The 1,950-nt window shown below is 67.7% G+C and carries 2 protein-coding genes; one reads left to right on the forward strand and one right to left on the reverse strand.

Annotated features, from left to right (window positions below):
• Positions 1–662: 2'-deoxycytidine 5'-triphosphate deaminase (locus tag HC022_RS25260; RefSeq protein WP_167454224.1), on the forward strand; the 662-nt coding region annotated here is incomplete at its 5' end.
• Positions 663–1,025: 363 nt separating this feature from the next.
• On the opposite strand, the gene HC022_RS25265 is transcribed toward HC022_RS25260, so the two are convergent.
• On the reverse strand, positions 1,026–1,950 hold a 925-nt coding region (locus HC022_RS25265; protein WP_167454225.1), incomplete at its 5' end, for a diguanylate cyclase.

Below are 1,950 nucleotides of genomic sequence, written 5' to 3' on the forward strand. Positions count from 1 at the left end.
AGATCTGCCCGCGCAGCTTCTCCGTGCTGGCGCGCACCGGCATGCGGCTGAACCAGATCCGCTTCCGTCGCGGCCAGTCGGTGCTGAGCGACGAGGCGCTCGCAGCGTTGCACGCCACCGAAACGCTTGTGACCGGCGGTCCCGCGGTGATTGGCCAAGGGCTCGGCTTCTCGGTCGACCTTCGGCCCGGGCATGGGCGGCTCGTGGGCTGGCGCGCCAAGCCGCACACCGGGGTGATTGATCTCGACCTGATCGGGCACTACGACGCCAAGGATTTCTGGGATCCGCTCCACAGCGACCGCGGGCAACTGATCCTCGACCCCGACGCCTTTTACATCCTCGTGAGCCGCGAGGCGGTGCATATCCCGCCCGCCTATGCCGCCGAGATGGCGCCCTACATTGCGATGGTGGGCGAATTCCGGGTGCACTACGCGGGCTTCTTCGATCCGGGCTTCGGCCACGCAGGCGCCGGGGGCACCGGCTCGCGCGGAGTGCTCGAGGTGCGCTGCCACGAGGCGCCCTTTGTGCTGGAGCACGGGCAGGTGGTCGGCCGCTTGGTCTACGAGCGCATGGACGAGCTGCCGCAGCAGCTTTACGGTGCGGGCATCGCGTCGAACTACCAGGGCCAGGGGCTAAAGCTTTCGAAGCACTTCCGGACCTGAGGCGGGCGGTGGAGCCGGGCCTGGTGCGTCCGGACTCGGAGTCGAGTAACGTTGGATTCGGCCTCCTGACAGAAATGGCTCAGACCGGAAACGCTCCGAGACTGCGGCCCACCGGTTGCTCTGATCCGGTTGCTCTGATCGCCAACGGCTGAGCGGGCGCCCGCTCATGGATCGCGTCCCGGCCACCCGGCCCTAAGATACAAATGGCGCGTGGGGGTCAGGACATCGCCGGTGTCCTGCATCGCGACGCCCAACTGGCGCACCGCCACTCTGACCTCATGCACCACTGTGCCGTTGAGGTGCGTCGCCAAGTCAATCGCGTGGATCACCACACCGCGACCGTCCGCTGTCCAGATCCCAACCTCACGCCACCAGCGACAGCACCACCCGGTTGCAGCCGGCGCGCTCGGCCTCCAGCAGAGCGGAGCGGGCCCGTAGTGCGGCCGGCTCCAGCGTGACGTCTCCGCGCCGTGCGCAGGCGGCACCGGCGGAGATCGAAACCTCGGAGAGGTCGCCCCCCAGATCCCCCGTTGCGCCGGCCTTCTGCCGCAGCCGCTCGGCCCGGTCCTTGAGCGTCTCAGGCGTGAGCGCGTAGGAGAGCAGCAGGAAGCGGCCATCGTCCCAGCGGATCAGCAACTCCTCGGAGCCCGAGTCCAGGTAGAGCGCGCCGCTGATACGGCGCAGCAGGCGCTCGGCGGTCTCGGTCCCTTTCCGGGCCACCAGATCCTCCCAATGGTCGACGCCGATCATGATCATCGCGACCGAGGCCGTGGGGCCATAGCACTGCATGTAGAGCGCTCCCATTTCCCGACCGTAGAGCCGCGTGAGCCCGTCGCGGTGCAGCGCCTCGACGAGGAAGCGGTTGCGGGTCTTGCGGCGCAACCGGTGCTGTTCGGCCTTCATCGCGAGATAGAGCACCATGATGAAGACGAAGATCGACGAGATCACCAGCAGCACGAACATGCTGAGCGTGTAGAAGGCGGGCGGGACCAGTTTCAGCACCAGCGCCTCTCCCGCGAGCCAGCCGCACCATGCAGCGAGTGTCAGGCGCGAGGCCTGCCCGACCTGCGAGCCGCTGATCAACGCCCGCATCATCGGGCGCCTCGCGAAGCGCGCGGAGCAGGCGGTGCCAAGCGCAAGGAACATCAGGCAGGTCGGCAGGGACATGGCGCCGAACAGCGCCGGCTGCGCGAAGAGATAACCCATGAGCGCTGTGAACGGCAGCATCATCGACAGGAGCGACAGCACGAAGGGCGCATGACGCAGGCGGCCGAAGGTCATCTGACCG

This window comes from Salipiger sp. HF18 (genome assembly GCF_011806505.1).
GTDB classification, from domain to species: Bacteria; Pseudomonadota; Alphaproteobacteria; order Rhodobacterales; family Rhodobacteraceae; genus Salipiger; species Salipiger thiooxidans.